14 protein-coding genes are annotated in these 19,057 nt (G+C 26.4%); 3 read left to right on the plus strand and 11 right to left on the minus strand.

The annotated features are described in order from the left end of the window. Nucleotides 1–65 precede the first annotated feature (65 nt). Together BM020_RS05675 and BM020_RS05680 are read right to left on the minus strand one after the other, a co-directional pair. A complete protein-coding gene (locus BM020_RS05675) occupies nucleotides 66–833 on the minus strand; it encodes a phosphocholine cytidylyltransferase family protein (RefSeq protein ID WP_067148363.1) in 768 nt (255 codons plus the stop codon). Nucleotides 834–860: 27 nt separating this feature from the next. Next, nucleotides 861–2,924: a glycosyltransferase family 2 protein gene (locus BM020_RS05680; RefSeq protein WP_067148366.1), complete on the minus strand. Its 2,064-nt coding sequence runs from the start codon at nucleotides 2,922–2,924 to the stop codon at nucleotides 861–863. Nucleotides 2,925–3,489: 565 nt separating this feature from the next. On the opposite strand from BM020_RS05680, the gene BM020_RS05685 reads away from it, so the two are divergent. Next, nucleotides 3,490–4,275, plus strand: a complete 786-nt coding sequence (locus tag BM020_RS05685) for a GNAT family N-acetyltransferase (RefSeq protein ID WP_067148369.1) — start codon at nucleotides 3,490–3,492, stop codon at nucleotides 4,273–4,275. Nucleotides 4,276–4,452: 177 nt separating this feature from the next. On the opposite strand, the gene BM020_RS05690 is transcribed toward BM020_RS05685, so the two are convergent. The 7 genes from BM020_RS05690 to purE all read right to left on the minus strand — a co-directional run bounded on the left by BM020_RS05690 (nucleotide 4,453) and on the right by purE (nucleotide 13,487). Beyond that, the gene (locus BM020_RS05690; protein WP_067148371.1) at nucleotides 4,453–5,652 is read right to left on the minus strand and encodes a LicD family protein; all 1,200 of its coding nucleotides are present in this window, start codon (nucleotides 5,650–5,652) and stop codon (nucleotides 4,453–4,455) included. 22 nt (nucleotides 5,653–5,674) lie between these two features. Continuing rightward, nucleotides 5,675–7,327 (minus strand): LicD family protein, encoded by a 1,653-nt coding sequence (locus BM020_RS05695; RefSeq protein WP_158499610.1) that lies wholly within the window; start codon nucleotides 7,325–7,327, stop codon nucleotides 5,675–5,677. Nucleotides 7,328–7,464: 137 nt separating this feature from the next. Then, a complete protein-coding gene (locus BM020_RS05700; protein ID WP_200781249.1) occupies nucleotides 7,465–8,535 on the minus strand; it encodes a pyridoxal-phosphate-dependent aminotransferase family protein in 1,071 nt (356 codons plus the stop codon). An 81-nt stretch (nucleotides 8,536–8,616) separates the two neighbouring features. Further along, entirely contained in the window at nucleotides 8,617–9,921 is a 1,305-nt protein-coding gene (locus BM020_RS05705) for an adenylyltransferase/cytidyltransferase family protein (RefSeq protein ID WP_067148377.1), read from the minus strand. Between the two features lie 158 nt (nucleotides 9,922–10,079). Next, the gene (locus BM020_RS05710; RefSeq protein ID WP_158499611.1) at nucleotides 10,080–11,051 is read right to left on the minus strand and encodes an NAD(P)H-dependent glycerol-3-phosphate dehydrogenase; all 972 of its coding nucleotides are present in this window, start codon (nucleotides 11,049–11,051) and stop codon (nucleotides 10,080–10,082) included. Nucleotides 11,052–11,155: 104 nt separating this feature from the next. Continuing rightward, entirely contained in the window at nucleotides 11,156–12,418 is a 1,263-nt protein-coding gene (locus BM020_RS05715; protein WP_394326393.1) for a UbiD family decarboxylase, read from the minus strand. A gap of 64 nt (nucleotides 12,419–12,482) precedes the next feature. Then, nucleotides 12,483–13,487 carry a 5-(carboxyamino)imidazole ribonucleotide mutase gene (gene purE, locus BM020_RS05720; protein ID WP_067148384.1) on the minus strand — a complete coding sequence of 335 codons (1,005 nt, stop codon included), beginning with the start codon at nucleotides 13,485–13,487 and terminating at the stop codon, nucleotides 12,483–12,485. Between the two features lie 343 nt (nucleotides 13,488–13,830). On the opposite strand from purE, the gene BM020_RS05725 reads away from it, so the two are divergent. Then, a complete protein-coding gene (locus BM020_RS05725; RefSeq protein WP_074798551.1) occupies nucleotides 13,831–15,039 on the plus strand; it encodes a glycosyltransferase in 1,209 nt (402 codons plus the stop codon). Between the two features lie 129 nt (nucleotides 15,040–15,168). Here BM020_RS05725 and BM020_RS10020 read toward each other — a convergent pair whose 3' ends face one another. Both BM020_RS10020 and BM020_RS10025 read right to left on the minus strand, forming a co-directional pair. Next, nucleotides 15,169–16,395 (minus strand): helix-hairpin-helix domain-containing protein, encoded by a 1,227-nt coding sequence (locus BM020_RS10020; protein ID WP_327037154.1) that lies wholly within the window; start codon nucleotides 16,393–16,395, stop codon nucleotides 15,169–15,171. 187 nt (nucleotides 16,396–16,582) lie between these two features. Beyond that, nucleotides 16,583–17,359 carry a Tex-like N-terminal domain-containing protein gene (locus BM020_RS10025; protein ID WP_327037155.1) on the minus strand — a complete coding sequence of 259 codons (777 nt, stop codon included), beginning with the start codon at nucleotides 17,357–17,359 and terminating at the stop codon, nucleotides 16,583–16,585. Between the two features lie 213 nt (nucleotides 17,360–17,572). On the opposite strand from BM020_RS10025, the gene BM020_RS05735 reads away from it, so the two are divergent. Further along, nucleotides 17,573–18,910 carry an NCS2 family permease gene (locus BM020_RS05735; protein ID WP_067148393.1) on the plus strand — a complete coding sequence of 446 codons (1,338 nt, stop codon included), beginning with the start codon at nucleotides 17,573–17,575 and terminating at the stop codon, nucleotides 18,908–18,910. Nucleotides 18,911–19,057: the final 147 nt, after the last annotated feature.

Below are 19,057 nucleotides of genomic sequence, written 5' to 3' on the forward strand. Positions count from 1 at the left end.
ATTTTATTATTTTTACTTTTTATCCTTCTAATTATACCTTAATAGGATTTTATTATTTTTACTTTTTATCCTTCTAATTCTTTAACAAGAATTTGCGCATTTTCCCAATCTCTGTAATCATCAATTTCTGTCCATTTGAGACCATTGGTTAAAACGAAATCTATTGTTTTAATTTCACTTAAATCTTTATATGCATAATCATAATAGTTTTGGGGGTCATCTTCAATTAATCTTTCTAAAATTCTATTAAATATGGGAATATCTTCACTAATTACTTTTGATACACCAATAAACTCTCCACTAGAAGAAAGTATATCTATTTCTTTTCCAATTGAATGAATTTTACCATTAGCTATTGTATTATTTTCATTAAAGGATTCATCATCAATAATCAATTTAAATGACTCTTCATTAAGTTCTTTAAAATTATCAATTATCATCCCTGTATTATTTGAAGCTAATATTCTTGAGATAATTTCAGGATCTACTACATTATCTCCATTTATTAAAATAAAATCATCTAAATCGTTTTCTTCTATAAATTTACTTGCAAGATAAGTTGAAACAGATGTGTTGGTGATATCGTATTTTTCATTAACTATAGTTTCAATTTCTATATCATATTTTTCAGCTATTTTTAGGCATAAATCAATTACCTTATCTTTATTATACCCTATAATAACAATAAATTTCTTTATTTTAGCATCAACACAGTTCTTTATCATTCTTTCAAGTAAAGTTATTTTATTTATTTTTAGTAATGTTTTTGGAATATCTTTAGTAAGTGGCATTAAACGTGTTCCCATTCCAGCTGATAATATTACACTAATCATTTTATCATATTAAGAATTTTGCTTTCTTTAAAAAGCTCTTTTAATTTTGTCTGCAAGTTTTACAAGAAATCTTGATTTATAGTCTTCTAGTTCTTTCTCTAATTTATTATTTTTATTTTTGAGTTCTAAGTTATTTTTTATTAACTCCTTATTTTCTCTATTGATTTTTCTATTTTCTTTTTTTATAGGATTAATTTTTTCATTCTTTTCATTTTTTTCATATAATGTTTCAAAGATATTATAAAAATCGTCTGAAATTAAAAGCTTATTTCTAGCATTTATAATATAAATTTTATTAAATTGTTTATAAAATTCAAATTTTTTAGCTACTTTTATAGATTTGAATTTATTTTCAACTTTTATCTCCCATTTTCTAATAGGATGACTTAATATATCTTCATAAGGAATTGAAAAATTTATCTTAAATTTATTTTCAACTTTTTCAGAGTTTACAGGATACTTTATTTTTTTAGAATCAATCACGTTTTCAATATAAACAGCATCTATTTTATCATTAGATATACCATAGAATCTAAATAAGTCATCTTTATTAACGATATTTTCAATTTTTATAGTTAAATCCTTTGTCGGTCTTGGATTCATGAAAAATATTCCATTTTTTTCAATTCCTATTTCAACATCAAAATTATCATATCTTATTACATCTCTTTTTGAATTTCTTAAGAAACTTTCTTTTTTAAAATCTTGAGCAGAATATTCAACTTTAATTTTTAGATGCTCTTTATTCTGGATTAGACTGATAGGAATAAGAATTTGTTTATTTTCTAGATTTTTCTTTTTATTATTTGAATTCTCATCTATATTATTTACAGGAATATTTCTAATATTTTTATTTAATTCTAATGGATATTCATTATCGTCTATATCCACTAATGTTATTTTAGTTTTATGAGGAAAGTCCTCTTTTAAATAGTTAATTCTTTCATTAAAATTAATGAATATATTCTCTTTATCATTAGTTATTCCGGTAATTTTCACATTTAAGCTTTCTCTTTGAGCATCTCTTTCAAAATCAATATATTTTTTATACTTTTCATTAAGTAGTTCTGGAATTGTTGGATTTTTTTTTAGCTCAGGTAGAATTTGTGAGAAATGGCACAATCCCTCTATATCATTATTTTCAACCATTTTATATAATATTTTTTTTGCAGAATTTAAATTTTCTATTAATTCATTTGGAATAATATTTAAAACCTTTTTCACTTCATCAATTATTTCTTGATGAAATTCTTTATCAAATTGATAGAATATTGTCAAGTAGATATTTAAATCATAGTCTATCCACCTAAAATATAATTCCTTTTTTAGTTCTTTATTTAATTTTTCTTGTTTTAACAGTTCATTAGATAAAAAAATCATTTTTACCCGATCTTTAAAATTATCAATATTTGAATATTGCTGTGTAATTGAATGATTATCAGTTTCTCTAATTCTCCAGTAATAAAAAATCTCATTATGTATTGAAATTTTATCTGCAAGCATTAAGGCTTCTAATGAAAATGGAACATCTTCATAATAGCCTATTGTTTTAAACTTCAGATTATTTTTTTCGACAAATTCTTTTTTAAAGAGTTTATTTGTGGAAAAGGTATCCCATATAAGTTCAGGATAATCATTTAAATCAACTGAATCCAATGTTTTATTTATATTTTTATATCCTTTGATGAAAAGGTAGCTATCTTTTATATTATATCTTTTTAGCCTTACCATGTAGGAACTTACAATATCTGCATTGTTTTTTTTAGCTAATTTATATAAATTTTCGTAACCATTTAGACTTATATAATCATCAGAATCTAAAAATTGTATATATTCGCCTTTAGCTAAATTTATACCTATATTTCTACCACTTGAAAGACCTTCATTTTCTTTATGGATTGCATAAAAGTTTTCATAGTCAAGAGCATATTTTTCAATAATATATCTTGAATTATCTGTGCTTCCATCATCAATCATAAGCACTTCGATATTTTCAATAAATGTTTGATTTAATAGACAATTTAATGTATCCTCTAGATACTCTTCAACATTATAGATAGGTACTATAACAGAAATTTTAGGCTTCTTCATATTATTTTATCCATTCATTTTTTCTTATTTATTTATAATTTAATTTTTAAAAAGAACAAATTAAGAATAATTTTTCTAAGTATTTAAATTATAATACTTCTAAAGCTTTCTTTTCTAGAATAAATCATATTTACATGATTATTTTTATTTCCATAAATATTTATATAGTTAATTAAGTATATATTGGTTGAACAAATTATATATTAGTATTTAATAAATATTATATATTAGTATTGAATATATTATATATTTAAAATTTATTATTATATTAGCACTGGACTTAAAATGACTAAAACGATTCTGGTCTTGATAATTCTTTAAAAATTACTCAAGAATAGCAAAAAACTTATCTGAATAATATCATTGTTTTATATATGTTTTATATAGAAAATGGTGGTGTTTCTAGTGGATTTAAATAAACATTTGCCATATTCCATAAAATATTCTATATTTTTTTAAAGAAGTTAATAATGGATTATTTAAGGGTATAACTACATTTTAAAATTATTACAATTTATATATCAATTTATTAAGAAATATTTATAAAACTATTGTGAGGAATTAAATGATTGTTAGATGTAAAGAAGAAGATATTAGCACTGTTTTTGAATATATTGGAGAGGATTATGGAAAATGTTTATATATTTTCATTGATTTAAAAAAATTTGGACTTAATGATGAAAATTTTAATCTTTGGATTCAATATAATGAAAAAAATAATATTTGTGGAATAATTAGTGAATACTTTGGAGGTATTCAAATATACAGTAAAGAAGAAGATCTTCTTCTAGATGAAATTACAGATTTTATTAAAGAAAAAGATACACATGTTCTTTTTGCTATTAAACCTATTATTGATAAACTTAAACCATTTTTACTAGAATATGAACAAGAAACAGGGACTGTTGGCGAATTAATAGAATTAAAATATCCTCCAAATCCTAAAGCATATTCTGCTCCACTTGATGAATTTGAGGAAATTGTTAAAATAGTTGCAGAAGATGAGGATATTGGAAAACCTTATGGATTTGAATCATTATATGAGCAGTATACTCAAAGAAAACAAGAAAATTTTGGTCGTAATTTTGTATTACGGGATGATGATAATGAAATTATTTGCCATGCAGCTACATATGCTGAGCTACCTGAATTAGCTGTAATTGGTGGTGTAATCACTTCTGCTTCTTATAGGGGAAAAGGTTTTTCTAAAGAAACATTATCTTCTCTTTGTAAAGAATTAAAAGACGAAAATAAAAGAATATTTTCATTTTTCTATATTCCTGCTGCTGAAAGGATGCATTATGGTGTAGGTTTTGAGAAGCTTGAAGATTGGTCTAAACTATTTAAATAGAATTATTTAAACTTTTAACTGAGTTTATTATTATGAAAATAATCTATTTTTTTAAATGGAATTATTTAAACTTTTAACTGAGTTTATTATTATGAAATAATCTATTTTTTAGTTTTTATTTTATTTATTCAATGAAATATTCTTTTTTTGCAAGTTTATTTATTTTACTTATTTTATTTATTCAATGAAATATTCTTTTTTTGCAAGCTTATTTATTTTATTTACTAATTTTTTTTCCCCATTCTTTATTAAAACTTTTTCAATTAATGTATCTGTTTTAGGATTAATTGAAAATGTCATACCTAATTTAGAATATCTTTTCAATGAATTTATAGCAGGTCTTAATTCATCGTATAACTCTTCAAATTGTTCTTCATCCTTTAAATCGTAGGTTAATAAATTATCAATATTTTCTTCATACTTTTCTTTTAATTTAATTTGCCTATCTGTCATTTTAACTAGTTTCCAAACATTATCCACAGTTACTTTTTCATTATATACTTTTAATCTTTCCCACATTACTTCTTCACGTGTAGCTTTAGCTTCTTGTAAAATATCTTTAGTTTCTTCCATAATTTCTTCATAACCAATTTCAGTATCTACAATCACTCGCATTGGCTTAACTACTTTAATTTTTATATCTTTAAATTCTTCACCAAATATTTCACTAAAATAAGCATCAGTATCCTTTGGTATTGGTAATTGAATATTATCGAATTCAATTTTTCCAATTTCCTTTAAATATTTACTTTCTATTTTTCTATTAATAATACGTACTTTAGAATAATTTTGAATATCTTCCCATTTATCGATAAACATCTTCTTTTTAACTGTTTTATAATAGCGTTTTCCACCACCAGTTAAAGAGTAAACTCCTTTAAATAGATTGAGGCCAACTTTAATAAAGTAAAATTTTCTATTTTCAATAGTTTTATTCATAAATTCTCTCATTTTTCTTTCTTTTGATAATCTACTACTAAAAATTTCTATTTCTTCACCATCTAATGTAACAGACCTTTGTATAGGGTAAATACGAACAGATATTCCGTGGTGTTTATTTTTATTTCTAGCAAGCATATGGAAATCTGTGGTGTTCTTATTACCATAATTTACATAAATCGGAAGAAAATTAGAATTATTAAAAATTCCTTCAACATATCTATCTTTATTTTCTGATTTTTCAACAATTTCACAAAAGCGATCAATATCTCCCTGTGTCATTGCAATACTAACCAATCTGGAATTATTTTTAATGGTATTATTAAGGTAAGCATTTAAAGCATTTATTCCAACAAATATATATTTTAAGTTATTTTTTAAACAAATTTCATCAATTTCTTGAAGTAATTCTATTTGTATTTCTTGTTTAGTTTTCATAATTTAGCTCCTAAATACTTAGCTATTCTTCACCATTTAATTCTTTAATTAACTCACGTTCAATATCCATACGACTATATCCACATTCATCCTCTACTTTTTGCCAAATTAAACCGTTTCTAGTATTATGGACTGATTTTTTATATAATTCCATACCCTCTTCTTTTTGACCAGATTTTAATTTTGCTTTTGCTTGTATAGCCATTATCTCTCCATCAAATGGATACAATATTAATGCATCATTACAAAACTTATCGATTGATTTATAATCATCAATAGTTTGTGCATTATTTTCTTTAATCCATAATTTAGCTCTATAAATATCTAATAAATAAGAGTATTCATCATCGTATTGATTAATTAATGATTCAACTAATTTTTCATCTTTTTTATCATAGCGGGCTATAGATATTTCTCTACAGATATCACAAATTTTCTCTATTTTAGTAAATTCTTCATTAAGGACTTTTTCTTGTGATTTTATAAGATTTAAGAATTTATTTACATTATAATATTGGCCTTGTTCAATTAAGCTAAATAAAAATGTTGCAAGATTTTTATCTGATATAGGAACTTTAATATTATATTTTAATACATCTCCAAGAGATTGTAATTTAAGATATTCTTTGAATTCATCATTTAAAATCTTATATTCTTTATTCTTTAATAATTCTCGTAAATATTCCTCTTTTCCTTCTAATTTTTTAATAATATGTCTAGATTCAACAATCACTTTTTCTTTTGCAACTAACATATCTACTTTTCTACGATTATAGAAGACAGCTGCATTGTTACGCTTATTCTTCTTATATTTTTTAAATACTTTTTCACGTTTAATTTTTCCAAGATAACGATTAGTATATTCACTAAATGGAATATCATTTTTTAGTCCATTATGTGATACTTGTTCTTCATAAACTGGAACATACATCCAGCTATCACCATATGCAGCTCTAAGTATACCTTCTGTATTATGCCCTATTGGAAATTCGCTCTCTTCAAATTTTCCAAGCTCTCCATCTTCAAAGTGCTCTTTATTGTAGATATAGTTTTTTATTCCCCAGTGCATAATATATTGATCACATTCGTCATGGTTATATTGGGTCAATTTATCTTCTAATTCTTTAAGAACCTTTTCTTCTCCTTCTTTATCAACTCTGTGGCAGTATTTTTTATATAATTCATAATGTTTTTGCCAATCTTCTAAAGAAGTATTTTTATTAACAATGAAATAAGGGGATAATAGCTCAGTATAAATATGTAAGTTTTTAAGATATTCTTCTTTAGCTTCTTCTCCTTTTGGCATGGGATCAAAAATAAACAGTTCAAGGTGTTGGCCACATGCTTTTGCAGTAAATGCTTGTGAAATATAAATATTAGTTGAGGTAGTATCAACGTATCTAGGAAGTGGATTACAATAATAAGGAGTATTTTCTTTATAAATAAAAGATCTTCCTTCAGGTAAGATATCTTCTGTTTCTAGAATATGTCTTAATTTATTCCAGTTTTCTCTGGTAATGTATAAATCTATATCATCATCCCATGGCATAAAGCTACGATTTCTAACAGCACCTAACGATGCACCTGCTGCCAGTAGATATTTTATGTCATATTTGTTACAAATTTCATCAAATTCAACTAGTAATTGATATAGATTTTTTTGCAAAGTATTCATTTTATTCAATTGAGTTCGCTCCTAATTATTGTCAATTCTATTTCTAATTCTTATTTGGCTTTTAATCATGTTATTTTGATTATATTTTTTCATTGTTTTATGGAGTTATTAATCCTATCATTGATTCTTCTGATTTTTTATTTTTTATTATTAATAATCTCTTCAATAGCTAAAACTAACTCTTCTGTATCTTCAATAGAATGTTTACCTACATGAGCAACTCTAAACATCTTTTTAGCATTTTCCCCACCACTTGGATTAACTGTAAATCCATATTTATCAATTAATTCTCTGTAAACTTCTTCAGCATTTTCATCCTTAAATATTACTGGCGTAACTGCATTGGATAATGGATAACTAGGGTAATCTAATCCAATTTCTTTAATTCTCCTTCTAAAGTAAAGAGCTATTTCATTAGTTTCTTTAATTATATTTTCAATACCTTTTTCTTCAAGTCGCTTAACCATATCTTCAAGTTCAATAATTATTCTTACAGCTGGAGTAAATGGAGTTTGTCCTCTTTCAGCATTTTTTAAATAATCTTTAAAATCAAAATAAATAGATTTTGGATCGATTTTAGAAACTCTATTTAACATTTTTTCACTTAATGCCAAAATAGATAATCCTGGAGCTAAAGCTAATGCTTTTTGTGAGCTTAATACAACAGCATCAATTCCATATTTGCTCATGTTTACTTCATCTGCTAAAAATGCACTTATAGCATCTACAACAAATATTAAATCTTTTTCTTTACAGAGTTTAGATAACATTTTAATATCATATAATTGCCCTATTGAGGTTTCATTTAAATTTACAAGTAAACCTGTAAATTTTTCATCAGCTATTAGCTCATCAATCATATCTCTTGTTAAAGTTTCCCCTTGTTTAACTTTAACAACTTTAAATGGAATTTCATGAGTATCACAGATTTGTGCAAAACGGTCTCCAAAAGAACCTCCATCTATAACTATTAAATTATCTTCTTTTGTAAAACAGTTCATTATAGTTGCTTCCATAGCTCCAGTACCAGAACATGTTAGTAATATTAGCTCTCCTTTTTCATTGAATAATAATCTATTTAATCCTGCACTAGCAGAAAATACTAGTTGTGAAAATTCCTCATTCCTAAAATAAGGGACTTGCTTTCCACCAATTTCTAAGGTTTCTTCATGCATTTCCACCGGTCCAATAGCAAATAGTTTACTCATATTTAATCTCCTAAAACACTCTTTAATTTTTTAAATGCTCTTTTTTAAACACTCTCTATTTTTATTATTTTTTTATCCAATCTAATTTTCAGCTTTTTTAACTTGTTCTAATATTTTTACAATATTAAAAGATTCATCTTCAAATATACTTCTAGAATCAATACGATTGTTTGATAACATTCTTGACATTTCTCTAATTAAATATTTAAAACCATTTCCTTCAAAATTTGTATTATATAATTGAACATCTTTAGATCCTGGAGTGTGTAGTTCAAAACTTTTACTTCTCCACCAATCACCTTTCATACGTATGGTTCCTTCTGTTCCAATGATTTCTAATTGATTATCAACACGTATTTCATTTCCTACATTAATAATAGCTCTACCATTTGGATAAACAAAATTCATAGATGCAAATTCAATATTATCTCCATCTTTTTTTACTTGAAAATCCGCTTTTTCGTAATTTTGACCCATAATTTTTAACATTGGCAATATTGTTAAAGAGCTTAAATCATAGAATAAATTTGAACGAGTCTCATCATTTTTTGATATAGAACAATTAAAACTCAGTATATCTCCAATTAATCCACCTTGTGTCATCCATAAAAGTTGGTTGAATACATAAATATGAACCATTTTAATATTTTCCATTAATATAAGATTTTTTTCTTTTGCTAATTTCATTAATTTTTCTAATTCATAAGTTTTAAATGTTGCAGGTGGATCGTATATCACATGTTTTCCTAATTTTAATGCTCTTTTAATAAAATTGAATCTTTTTTCTATAGAGCAACGAATATAAATAATATCTGATGCATCTATTAGTTCATTATAATCATCAAAAACATTAGGGAGGGAATATTTTTTTTGGAATAGATTTAGTTCTTCTGGATTATCACAATAAATGTTTTTAGCTTCAAATCCATTAACTAACTTAGCTTCTTTAACTATTTGATTATCATCTGCAAAGTCACAAATTATTCCAATATCGTATTGATTAAATTTTTCTTCTCGAATTTGTGTACTAGATATACCTTTAGTTCTTTCAAGATAGATCATATCACAATATCTAGATAAATGGTCAAACTTTCCTCTCCAATCATCACCAATTACAAAGGCATCAATATCATATTTAACAATATCTCCAATTTTTTGCCCAAGATACTCTTCAACAATTATTTCATCTGCAAATCCAGTTTTTTCTACATTTTCAATTCTAGTTGCAAGTGAATCATGAACATTTAATTTTCCACGACCGATATCATAATTTTCACCAGTAACTCCTACAACTAAATAGTCACCCTGTTCTTTTGCCCTTTTTAAAATATTATAATGCCCTATATGAAATAAATCAAATGTTCCATATGTGATAATTTTTTTCATAATCAGTCCTCTTATTAGTTTTGGATTTTTTAAAGATTTAGATTTTTTTAAAGATTTGGATTTTTTTAAGGATTTAGATTTTTTAAGGATTTAGATTTTTTAAGGATTTAGATTTTTTAAAGAATTTAATTAGTTTAAATGATTCATTGAATATAATTTTAATTCTCTATCTTTTCCCATAATCTTTTAAAAGCTATTTTAGGCTGGACGTGTTTTATAACAACATCATAAACAAAATCAACGATAATACTTTCGGTATTGTATTTTTTACAAATATCTTTTATAGCTTTAATTGATTTTTTACCTTCAACCACTATTCCACTAGCATCTTCATCAACTATAATTCTTTGACCATATAACATTCCTAGAGTATGATTTCTACTTTCATTTGAAGTAGATGTAAGTACCAAATCACCAAATCCACAATATTCTTTAACTGTTGAGGGATTACCACCAATCGCTTCAACAATCTTTTGAGTTTCTTCAAAGCCTTTTGTTAAAATAGCATATCTGGCATTTTCATTTATATCCATTCCTTTACAAATACCATTTGCCATGGCATTAATATTTTTTATTACACCACATATTTCAAGGCCAACTACATCATCAATGATTTTTAATTTAAATTGTTGGGTTGTTAAAACTTCTTTAACTTTTTTAGAATTATTCTTATTTTTTGAAGCAATATTTGAAACAGTTTCAAGATTTAAAACCATTTCAGATGCAAAATTTGGTCCAGATAATGAGACATAATCATCATCAAAGTATTCTTCTATTAAATTTCCCATGGTCTTTAAGGAAGGATATTCTATACCTTTTGCAGTAGATACAAGAATAACACTTTCATTGATGAATTTTTGAAGATTAGATAATGTTTCTCTAAAAGCAGAAGATGGAACAGATAAAAAAATTATTTCACAGTCTTTTAATTTGTTAAAGTCTGTAATAGCTTTTATATTATTATTTAATTTAGTATTTGGGTAGTATTCATTATTAAAACCAGTTTGATTTATTATATCTGCTAGTTCTTTTCTTCTTAGATGCAGATATACTTCATCTACATTTTGAGATGCTATCTGTGCTATAGCAGTTCCTAAACTACCTCCTCCGATTACACCTACTTTTTCCATCATTTCACCTAGTAAATATTTTAAGAGTTAAATAATTAGATTAAGATTTAAATAATTAGATTTCTTCAAGTTTAATTTAAATATATTTTTTTAAATTTTTATTATTATTCACTAAGACTCACTCTTTCGAATTTTTCTAGTTCTAAGATTGATTTAGTAGCATCTACACCTACTTTAGTAGTTGTACCATCAACTTTAGAAGATTTTGGATCTAATGAAGAACCTCTTGCTTTAGGTACAATAATTATATCGTCATCACCTTTTACACGTGTTGCAATTGCATATTCAATATCTTGTGGATTAAAAATATCTACATCTTCATCAACTACAACAACATGTTTTAAAGAGGGATGTGCAGCTAGTGCAGCCATAATAATGTTTTTTCCATCTCCTTCAGTTTGTTTCTTTATTGAAACAACTGCATGTAACCAACAGCAACCTCCTTCTGTAAGTACTACATTTTGTACAGTAGGAACGGTATTTTTCACTGCATTATATATTCTTGGTTCTTGTGGCATACCTTGAAGTAATTTATGTTCAAAACCTGCTGGTAAAATTGCATGATACATTGGATTTTCTTTTTTAATGTACATTTTACTTAATTTTATTACAGGCTCATCTCTTACATAATCATAAGTATCAGTTAAATCTACAAACGGGCCTTCAGGAGCAGTTTCATCTATTAATAGTTTACCTTCAAATATTATATCTGCTTCTGGAACTTTAATTCCATTTTTACAACTTACTAGCTCTAGTTCACCATTTTTAAATCTATTAGCAACTTCCATTTCATCTGCATCTATTGGTATTGAAGTAGTACATGCAAGAAGAATAGATGGTTCCATTCCAATAGCTATTGAAATATCTAAGTCTTGGCCCATATCTTTAGCTTTTTGGAAATATGTGTATAAGTTTCTTGGTACGATACGAATAGCTAATTTATTCTTATCAAGAACTAACATTCTATGAATTGAAGCATTTTGAATACCAGTTTCTGGATCTTTTGCAAATACAACTCCTGCAGTAATGTATGCGCCACCGTCACGTTTATAATGAGTTAAAATAGGAATTTTACCTAAATCGACTCTTTTACTATCATACTCCTCCTTCAAATCAATAAATTTTCTAATTGGTGTAGGGTTATTCATTCCATCAATTATTTTATAAAGTATTTCATCTACTTGACAAGCAAGAGACTGTGCTATTTTTTCTCTTGTATTACAAATTCCTGATACTATAGGAATATCATATCCTTTTACATTATTTAACATTACTGTATCTTTAGGATATTTACGAAGTAATTTAGTAGCTTCATATTCTGCATCAATCTCTTCATCAATTTGAACTATGTTAATATCATCTGCCATATTAATCACTCTTTATCTTTTTTCTCTTAGTTATGAGTCATTTATCTAATTTAGATTAATTTAATTATAAATCAGCATTTTCATATTTAATCCATTTTAAGTTTTCTTCAATTGTTTTATTGGATATTCCAAGGATTTCTCCAGCAACTATTGCTGCGTTCCTTCCATTGTCAATTCCAACTGTTCCTACAGGTACTCCTGGAGGCATATTAGCCATAGTTAAAAGTGCATCTTGCCCATCTAATTTTTTAGAACATGGGACACCTATAACTGGTTTTTCAGTTAATGCAACTACAGATCCTGCTACAAGGGCAGATAATCCACTTATTGCTATAAATAATTTTGCATTATTTCTTTTACTCATATAAGATTCGAAATCTTTAGCATGTCTTATTGGAGAAATATAATCAAGTTTATATTCTATTTGCATTCTTTCAAGTAGAATAGCTACATTTTTAGATATCTCCATATCTGAATAACTTCCTGCAAGTATTATTACATCTGGAGTGTCAGGCAATTCTTTAAATTCTATTTTTTCGTAGTTTTCTCCAGTTAAAAAGTCTTTTTGGAAAAATTCACCTTCGATGCTTTCAATTAATTCCTTTTCTCCACTTTCAACTTTTTCCTGGTATTCAAGACGTAAGTCAGATATTCTTTCTTTAACTGCATCATCATAACTTGCAATAATTTCTCCTGCAAGTATTGCTGCATTATCCCCCCTATTTATTCCAACAGTAGTTACTGCTGTAGGGAAAGGCATTTGTACACAAGCATATAATGCATCAAGACCTCCGATTGCACCATCAACAGGAACTCCAATTACAGGCCTATGTGTGTATGCAGCTATTGCACCAGGCAAGTGAGCTGCAAGCCCTGCAATTCCTATAAAAACTTCTACTCCTAAATTAGTTGCATCTATAACAAGTTTTTTTACTTTATCATGTGTTCTGTGTGCAGATGCTACTTTTAAACTATAGGGAATTTGAAGTTTTTCTAATATTTTTATTGATTTTTCAGCTATTTCCTTATCAGAAGCACTTCCAAGTATAATCATAACTTTAGGAACCATTTTATTTCTCCTTTAAGCACTATTTAATATGATAAATTTACATTATATTTATATTTATTAAAACTAATATATAATGTTAAATAATAATTATATTTTATTTAAATTTAACACAAGTTTAGCAGATTGTATATTTTATATGATGCTTAGATTTTTATATAGTTATTTTTTTAATAAGTACTTTTTAAATAATAATATATAAAAAAAGAAGTTCTTTTTTAATTTAATAGCAATAATATTATATAAAAAACTTTTTTAATTTAATAGCAATAATATTATATAAAAAAAGCCGATTTGCTTTTTTAATAGATAATTCAAGGGTTTAAATTAATTATATGGGATTAATATGGTTAAAATTTCAGTTATTGTACCTGTTTATAATTGTGAAGATTATATTGAAGAATCAATCAATAGCATTCTTAATCAAACATTTAAGGATATTGAGATTATTTGTGTAGATGATGGCTCTAGTGATAATTCTTTAAATATCTTAAATAAACTTGCATCAAATGATGCTCGTCTTAAAGTGTATAGTCAAGAAAATCAAGGTTCAAGTGTTGCAAGAAATTATGCATTAAAGAAGGGCACTGGAGATTATATCTACTTTTTTGATGCAGATGATTATCTAGTTGAAGATTGTTTAGAAAAAATATATTATAATGCAGTAAATAACGATTCTGAGATTGTAATTTTTTATTTTGATCAGTATAAAGGTAATATTTTCTTTAATCATTCTAAAATTAATATAGAAAAAGAATTTCCTGAGGCAGATTTTAATAATTTTACATTCAATTTTCATGACTATAGAAAGCTTGCTTTTATAGGTCCATTTGCACCTTGGTTTAAATTATATAAAAAGGAATTTTTAGATAAATATGATTATTTAGAATTTCCAATTAATTTAAATCATAATGATGTCCCTTTTCATTTAAAAACAATTTTAAAAGCTTCTAAAATTTCTTTTGTTCCGGAATATTTATATCATTATAGAGTAGATAATCCAAATTCTATATCTAATACTCGTTTAAAAAAATATGAGGATATTTTTAGTATAATTCAGATTGTTGAAGATTTTTTAAAATCAGAGGATTTATTTGTAGAGTTTAAAAAAGAATTTGATTTTTTTAAGGTTAATAGAATTACATATGAAATTACTGGCCGACCTAATAATTATTTTTACTTAGCAAAAGAAGAATTATCTCTAATTAATTTAGACAATGATTTATTATCTAAAAATGTTTTGTTTAGAGTTAACTCAATTTTAAATTCAAATTCTATAGAAGAATATAATCATTTAATTGAAATAAATAGATTAAAAAATAAAACTGAGAAACTATCTAAGACTAATAAACAACTAAAAGATCAAAACATAAAACTTAAAGATCAAAATAAAAAATTTAAAGATCAAAACATAAAACTTAAAGATCAAAATAAAAAATTTAAAGATCAAAACATAAAACTTAAAAATAAAAATAAAGATATTTTAAATTCTAGTTCTTGGAAAATAACCAAACCCCTTAGAATGTTTAAACAAGTGTTTAATAAGACTAAATAGGCTTATTAAAATCTTTAAGCAATTGTTTAATAGTAGAAAAATGATTTTTACTCTATTTTTTTAACTATCCAATAACTAAAAACTTTCATTTTTTTATTGTTGATCTATATTTAATATTTATAGCATTCTTTAAATTATCATAGACAGTTGAATTCTGTGACGTGAAATATCTACATCTAGAACTTTTACATCTATAATATCTCCAACACTTAGAAAATCAAGGGGGTGTTTTACAAATTGGGTGTTTGTAATTTGGGATTTATGAACTAAACCATCTTGATGAACTCCAATATCTACAAATGCACCAAAATCTACTACATTACGTATTGTACCACTTAAAACCATACCTTCTTCAAGATCTTCTATTGTTAAAATGTCTTTTCTTAAGGTTGGTTGTGGCATTTCATCTCTTGGATCTCTTCCTGGCTTTTTAAGTTCTTTTGCAATATCTTTTAATGTAATTGGACCTATAGCTAATTCTATAGCTATATCATCAAATTCTTTATCTGTTAAGTTAAGGTCAGATTCTTTAATTTTTTTATTATCTAAATCTTCAAGAGAATATCCTAAAGAGCTTAAAAAGGTGATTGTAGCTTCATATGATTCTGGATGAACAGTTGTATTATCTAATGGATTTGGACTATCTTTTACTTTCATAAATCCTGCACATTGTTCATATGCTTTTGGACCTAATTTATTTACTTTTAATAACTCATCTCTTGAGCTGAATTTACCATTTTCTTCTCTATATTTTACTATATTTTTTGCTACTTTATTACTTATTCCTGAAACATGTTCCATAAGAGATATTGATGCTGTATTTAGATCAACCCCTACTTCATTTACAGATTTCTCAACAACATTATCAAGAGAATCTCCTAATTTTTTCTGATTCATATCGTGTTGATATTGTCCTACTCCAATTGATTTAGGATCGATTTTTACAAGTTCTGCAAGTGGATCTTGAAGACGTCTTGCAATTGAAATGGCACTTCTTTCACCTACATTATAATCTGGAAACTCTTCTGTTGCTAATTCACTTGCAGAGTAAACACTTGCCCCAGCTTCGTTTACTATAACATATTGTACATCGAGGTCTTTTATGATATCTACAACTATTGCTTCAGATTCTCTTGAAGCTGTTCCATTTCCAATAGCGATTAAGTTAATATCATATTTGAAGATTAAGTCTCGAAGAATGGAACGAGTTTCAGCTATTTTATTTTGAGGTTCTGTTGGAAAGACAAGTGAGGTATCAAGAACTTTTCCATATTCATCTACTACTGCTAGTTTACAACCAGTTCTAAATGCAGGGTCCCAACCAAGCACTACTTTATTGACTATTGGTGCCTGCATTAATATTTGTTCTAGGTTTTTTGAGAAAACCTTTATAGATTCATCTTCAGCTTTTTCAAAGACTTGGCTTCTAAGCTCTCTTTCAATAGCTGGTGCAATAAGTCGCTTATATGAATCTTCTATTGCCTTTTTTAATGTTTCCTCTGTATATTTATTATAGATTGGAGAACTTGGTTTTCCACCTTTATTAATAAGAACATGACGAGTTATATGTAATAATATCTTCTTCAGGTGTATTTATTTTTATTTTAAGGAATTTTTCCCTCTCACCACGATTGATTGCAAGTATTCTATGACTAGCTATTTTAGAGACTTCTTCACTGTATTCATAGTACATATCATAAACAGATTCTATATCTTTATCTTTAGCTTCAGATATAAGCTTACCCTCTTTGTAGCTTAATTCTCTTATAAGAGATCTAAAACTTGCATTATCAGATATTATTTCAGCTATTATATCTTGTGCTCCTTGGATTGCTTCTTCAGTATTATTCACTCTCAAATCTTCTTCTATTTTTTTATCATCACCAGTTAGATAATTTTTAGCTATTTCTTCCACTGGAACTTCTATCTCTTGAGCAAGGATTATATTTGCTAATTCTTCAAGACCCTTTTCTTTAGCTATTGTTGCACGAGTTCGTCTTTTTTGTTTATATGGTCTGTATAAATCTTCAATTTCTACAATTGTTTTTCCATCAAGAATGGCTTTTTTTAACTCATCAGTAAGTTTTCCTTGCTCTTCAATACTTTTTAAAATTGTTTCTTTTTTATCTTCAAGGTTTCTAAGATATTTTAATCTAGCATCAAATTTTCTAAGTATTTCATCATCAAGTGAACCAGTTGCTTCTTTCCTATATCTTGCAATAAATGGGATAGTATTTCCATCATCTATTAGTTTTATAACACTTTCAGCTTGTGATGCTTTTATATTAAGTTCTTGTGATAATGTATCTGCAATCATCATTTTTTCAACATCCAACTATTTTGGAACTTTATAATTTTTATAAGCTTTTTAATATTTATAAGGGTTTTTATTAAGAATTTTCTTTATATTAATAAAATGTTTAATAATATTTTAAGTATTACAGTAATATCAAAAAATTAATAAATATAATGATTTAAAATATATATGTAGAAAACTTAACTTCATTATTAGTTTTCATACTTGAGGTGTTTTATGTTAAATAAACTTTTTAAATTGGATGAAAATAATACTAATATTAAAACTGAAATTCTTGCAGGTATTACTACATTCCTTGCAATGGCATATATTTTAGGTGTAAACCCTACTATGCTTGCTGATGGTGGAATGCCTGCTACTGGTGTGTTCTTTGCAACAGCTCTTGCATCTGGTATTGCATGTATTATTATGGGTCTTGTTGCTAACTGGCCTGTAGGACTTGCACCAGGTATGGGTTTAAATGCATTATTTACCTATACTATTATATTAGGTATGGGTTGTAGTTGGCAAGCGGCTTTATGTGCTGTTGTTTTATCAAGTATAATCTTTTTAATTATTACTATTTCTGGATTAAGGGAAGCAATTTTAAACATCATTCCTATTGATTTAAAATTAGGTATTGGTGCAGCTATTGGTTTCTTTTTAGCATTTATAGGTTTAAAGGGTGCTGGAATTATTGTTGCTGATCCTTCCACTTTTGTAACTTTAGGTACTATGACTTCTCCTCCTGCACTTCTTGCTTTAATAGGTATTATAATTACTATAATTTTATATGTTAGAAAAGTTCCCGCTGCAGTATTTATTGGTTTAATTGCTACTGCAATCATTGGTTTAATCTTCACTGCAGTCGGTTTTGGTGCTGGAGATATGGTTATGCCTAGTATGCCTAGTGAACTTGTATCTATGAATTTTGATTTAAGCTTATTTGGGGCATTCTATACTGGATTTGGTGAATTATTTACTAATATTCCAAACTTAATTATGATCTTATTCTCCTTAGTATTTGTTACTTTCTTTGATACAACAGGTACTTTACTAGGTATTGCAAACCAAGCTGGCTACATCGATGAAGAAGGTAATATTGAAGGTATAGAAAAAGCATTTTTAGTAGATGCTATAAGTGGAATAATTGGTTCTATTTGTGGTACAAGTACTTTAACTGCATATGTAGAAAGTGCTACTGGTGTAGGTTTAGGTGCTAAAACAGGGCTTGCTGCAGTAATAACTGGTATTTTATTCATATTATCTATCTTCTTTGCTCCTACTGTTCTTGCATTATTTACCTCAACTGTAACTGCAGCTGCTCTTGTTATGGTAGGTATTTTAATGATTATCCAATTAAAAGATGTTGAGTGGGATAACTTAGTTGTTGCTTCATCTGTCTTTATGACTATTATCATGATGGTTTTAACTTATTCTATTTCTCTTGGTATTGCATGGGGATTCGTTACTTACGCAGTTGCAACTATTGCCACTGGTAAATATAAAGAATTAAGTTGGGGAATATGGGTAATGGCTATTGTATTCTTCTTATATTTGTTCTTTGGATTATAAATTCAAGCTTTTTGAGGCTTCGCCTCAAAAACCTTGACCAAAAATCTTATCACTTTATGGGATAACTACTTTTTTTATTTTTTATGATTTAATTAGTTAGAAATAGCTAATTTTTTCATTTTAATTATTATTAAAATCTAGTTTGGT

The organism is Methanobrevibacter olleyae (assembly GCF_900114585.1).
Lineage (GTDB): Archaea > Methanobacteriota > Methanobacteria > Methanobacteriales > Methanobacteriaceae > Methanobrevibacter > Methanobrevibacter olleyae.